At 69.2% G+C, this 3,973-nt stretch carries 3 protein-coding genes; all 3 read right to left on the bottom strand.

What is annotated here, in order from left to right:
• Nucleotides 1–193: 193 nt before the first annotated feature.
• Nucleotides 194–1,333, bottom strand: coding sequence for an SDR family oxidoreductase (locus VF794_RS05060; RefSeq protein ID WP_331108039.1), 1,140 nt, complete (start codon nucleotides 1,331–1,333; stop codon nucleotides 194–196).
• A 107-nt stretch (nucleotides 1,334–1,440) separates the two neighbouring features.
• Nucleotides 1,441–3,165, bottom strand: a complete 1,725-nt coding sequence (locus VF794_RS05055) for a membrane dipeptidase (protein ID WP_331108038.1) — start codon at nucleotides 3,163–3,165, stop codon at nucleotides 1,441–1,443.
• A gap of 181 nt (nucleotides 3,166–3,346) precedes the next feature.
• Nucleotides 3,347–3,856, bottom strand: a complete 510-nt coding sequence (locus VF794_RS05050; protein WP_331108037.1) for a hotdog fold domain-containing protein — start codon at nucleotides 3,854–3,856, stop codon at nucleotides 3,347–3,349.
• Nucleotides 3,857–3,973 lie beyond the last annotated feature (117 nt).

Below are 3,973 nucleotides of genomic sequence, written 5' to 3'. Positions count from 1 at the left end.
CTTGCGGTAGGTCTCCACGGCGGAAATCTCTCCCCGCAGGAAGGTATTCAGGGTCTCGACGTCGGTGTTGGCCATGCGCTTTCCCCCAGCGTGAGTTGGCTCGCGCAAAGGTGATGCTCCCTCGCGGAGCGGCAACGGGCGCTCGTTGGCCTCCCCCCGCTCCGGGCGGCCGGCGCGGGGGTTGCTCGACTGCTCACCCCCTGGCTTGGGCCCAGCGCGAGAGCAGCTCCGCCTCGCGCTCCGGGGTGAGCCCGGCGCGGGGCTTGTCCTGGCGCTCCTCGGGCAGGCTCTTGAACCAGGAGAGTGCGTCCCGGGTCGTGAGGACGGGCGAGCGGAACTTCAGCCCGGCCTGGACCGCCCGGGCGTTGCTGCGCAGGTGCATGCCCGCGTAGGCCCCAAAGGCCGGCGCCCAGATGGGGAGGGCCCCCTCGCCGTCCTCGCCGTTCTTCAGGAGGAACTCCCCGGGCACCCAGGTGAGCTTCGTGTCCTTGCCCGTCACCTCCCTGCACGCCGCGAACATCTCTCCCATGGTCCAGGGCTTCTGCGGCCCCACGGCGTTGAAGATGCCCGTCGTGTCGCGCTCCATCAGCAGGACGAGCCACTCGGCCAGGTCGCGCACGTCGATGATCTGCATCGGGTCCGAGGGGCTGCCCGGCGCGAGCATCTCGCCGCCCCGCTCGAAGCGCAGGGGGAAGTACACGTAGCGGTCCGTGCGGTCCTCGGGGCCGACGATGTAGCCCGGGCGGACGTTGGCGACGCGGCCCGGCAGGGCCTTCTCCGCGGCCTCCTCGCACGCGCGCTTGAGCCCCCCGTAGTTCTCGTAGTTCTTGCCCATCGTCTCGACATTCGGGTCGGCGAGGGTGGCGGTGGCGGCACTCTCGTCCGCGCCTGGGGTGTCGTTCTTCGCGTAGGCCGAGACGCTGGAGATGAAGATGTACTGCCCGACGTTGGGCGCCAGCAGCTCGGCGGAGGCGCGGACCATGCGCGGGTAGTAGCCCGAGGTGTCGAGGACCGCGTCGAACTTCCGGCCCTCGAGCGCCTTCAGGCCCCCGCCCTTGTTCGGGTCCCGGTCTCCGAGCAGCTTCTCCACGTTCGGGAACAGCTCCGGCCGGGTCTTGCCACGGTTGAAGAGCGTCAGCTCGTGTCCGCGCGCCTGGGCCGCGGTGACGAACGCCGGTCCGAGGAAGCCAGTGCCGCCGAGGACGAGGATCTTCTTCTTCTTCGCGGGCGCGGAGCGATCCTCACCGGACACGGCGCGCAGGCTCGGCGTACAAGCCGCGAGCGAGGCCGCGGCCAGGGAAAATTGGAGGAACTGTCGTCGGGAAGTGGTCATGGGCGGGAGCGAAGGGAGCAACCGGGCCGTGAATGGCCCGGTTGCCTGGTCGCTCCCCAGGACACCCGGGGATTTTTCGTATTCCCGACGCGCCGCGCGTGTGGTGGCTACGAGAGCCGGGGAATCGCGGCATCCACCAGCTCGCCGGCGAGGGCGGGAGCGGAGCGGGCCTCGCAGGCCTCCCACATGCGCAGGAAGGCCTCGGCCGAGGAGAAGAGCGGGTCCAGCTGCGCGTCCGTCATCCCCACGTGGAGCAGATCGCGGATGAGGTCCGGCAGCAGGCCGATGTGGGCCAGCCCGTCCGTGTTGAAGTCGAACGTCCGGTGGCCGGCACGCGAGGGCTCGAAGGGCACGTTCGTGCGGTACATGGTGCCCGAGTAGGGCAGGCGCGGCTTGTTGTTCTGGAGCATCTGCTGAACGGGGCGCCGCTTCTCTCGCAGCTTGTCCTCCTTCAGCCCATAGGCGGCATTGGGGCCGTAGCGGGGCCCCGGCTGCTGGTTGAGGCCGTTGAAGTCGGTGCCCATGGCCACGCCGCCGGAGCCCACCTCGCGCAGCAGGGAGAGGGCGTACTGGTAGGACTGCGCCCACGTCTTGGACGAGCGCGCGCAGTCGTTCTCCACCGTGCTCCCGGGGAAGTCCTTCAGCTCGTGCTGGTTGGTGATGGGGCCCAACACTCCGCCCAGCGCGAGGATGCGCCGCGCCTGCTCACGCGTCTTCATGTGCTCGCTGGCGTGCTTGCTCTTGAGGCTCGTCTCCTCCGGGTCCAGGCCCTGCTCGCGGAAGGAGCAGTGCGAGGCGATGACGGGGTAGTTCCTCTGTTCGGCCAGGGTCAGGACCGCGTCCGTGCAGCGCTCGGACATGTGCTCCACGTCGAGGATGAAGCCCTGGCGCATGGCCTCGCGCAGGAAGGCTTCGCCCGTGGGCGTGAGCCCGAGCTTGTTGATATGGCCTTGCCCCGGGGCGTTGAGCGCATAGCCCTGCCTCGGGTAGTGCGCCTTGAACAGGAACTCATAGGCGGTGACGGACTGCGCGGTCTCGGGCTCCAGCTTTCCCCCGAGCCGGAAGCCCACGCTGGAGCTGCCCTCCACGTCGAAGAAGTGCCCGCGCAGGAAGTGGTTCAACAGATTGAACTTGTCGTCGTAGATGGAGGCGCCGCCGAAGCTGTTGTTGGCCAGGTGCAGCGGCGTCATCATCCGGAAGCCCTGGTCTCGGAGCCACTCGAGGATGCGGGGAAGGTGCTCCAGGGAGAGCGGCCGCTGGCCGAGCGCCTTTCGATCACCGAGGAGGCTGTCCAGCGAGTCCACCTCCACGCTGGCCACCACGGCGAGCTTGCCGGACTCGATGAGCTGGCGGGCCTGCGAGGCGCTCAGCGCGAGGCCCATCCAGTCCGCATGCCGCTCGGTGAAGCGGCGCAGCTCGGCCATCTGCTTCGCGATGGAGTTCTGGTCGCTGTCGGGATGGTGGGTCTGCTCCGCGAGGAGTTCGTTGTTGACGGCCACGCTGCACAGCAGCCGCAGCCCTCCGTCGTGGGCCCGCTTGAGCCAGTCCACGAAGACCTGTTGGTGGGCCCGGGTGCCGAAGTGGGGCCAGTCGGCGTAGCTGTCGTGACCGCAGGGGCCGTGGCCCACGCCTCCCTCGATGAAGGCCATGACCAGCGGAAAGTCCTTGCCGAAGTTGCCGAGGCCCCCCGGTCCGTGGAGATGGATGTCACAGCGGGCGAGCGCCTGCGCGATGTCACCATCCGGGCGCCCGGCGAGCAGGTGCCCGCCAAAGCCGAGGTGCGCCATGGTGTGGCAGTGCAGGTCGGCGAATCCGAACACGGGTGAGGGCATTGCAACCTCCTGTGTCGCGGTGGAAGGTCACAGCATGCCCCGGGCACTTCACGGCGTGCCAGGGCCCGGGACGGGCCACTTTCGCTTCTTCACCAATTCCCGTGGCGTGGGCGGGCGCGGGTCCGGTGCGTCGAGTGGCTCGAGGACGATTTCGAACAGACCGTTGTCCAGGGGGCTCGGGTCAGTGCGAGGCGGGGCCGATGAGCCAGCGTGCACGGGCCCGGGCCACCACCTGGCCGGCCTCGTCGGTGAGGTCCGCCTGGACGTCGTACTCCCGGCGCTCGCCGACCACGGCGGTGGGGGCGCGGCACTCGGCGGTGATGGAGCCGCGTGCCTTCTTCAAATAGTCCATCTCCAGGTGCGTGATGATTCCCCGCATGTCTCCGGGCAGGGCGGACATCATCGCCACCCCGGTGGCCACCTCGCCCAGGTTCATCAACGCGATGGCGTGCACCGAGCGCAGGTGGTTGCGCACCGAGCGCCTGTCCCTCATGCGCACCTGGACGTAGCCGGGCTCGAGGGAGAGCACCTCCGGGCGGATGGTGCCCGTGTACGGTGCCATGTTGCCGATGAGCTGCCCCATCAGCACTCCGCCCCCCGGTGCGTGGCGAAGCACGTTCCACAGGAGGCGCAGGTTTTCGGAGGAGGCGAGCTGGCTGAGGGACTGGGTCAGACTGGAGAGGGTGGGCATGGCTCCCGGGGACATAACATCCCCGGGGCCGGGTGGGGCCGCTCCCGCCCCGTGCTTCAGCCGATGTTGTTGACGAGACCGCCATCCACGCGCAGCGCGGCGCCCGTGGTGGCCGAG

This window comes from Archangium sp., from assembly GCF_036389735.1.
Lineage (GTDB): Bacteria > Myxococcota > Myxococcia > Myxococcales > Myxococcaceae > Archangium.
Note: the sequence above shows the minus strand (reverse complement) of the source record. Positions and strands in the feature narration are given on the sequence as shown.

What these genes read in the sequence shown, in the direction of transcription:
- VF794_RS05050 (WP_331108037.1), bottom strand. Translation starts at nt 3,856, where the DNA reads ATGCCCACCCTCTCCAGTCTGACCCAGTCCCTCAGCCAGCTCGCCTCC.
- VF794_RS05060 (WP_331108039.1), bottom strand. Translation starts at nt 1,333, where the DNA reads ATGACCACTTCCCGACGACAGTTCCTCCAATTTTCCCTGGCCGCGGCC.
- VF794_RS05055 (WP_331108038.1), bottom strand. Translation starts at nt 3,165, where the DNA reads ATGCCCTCACCCGTGTTCGGATTCGCCGACCTGCACTGCCACACCATG.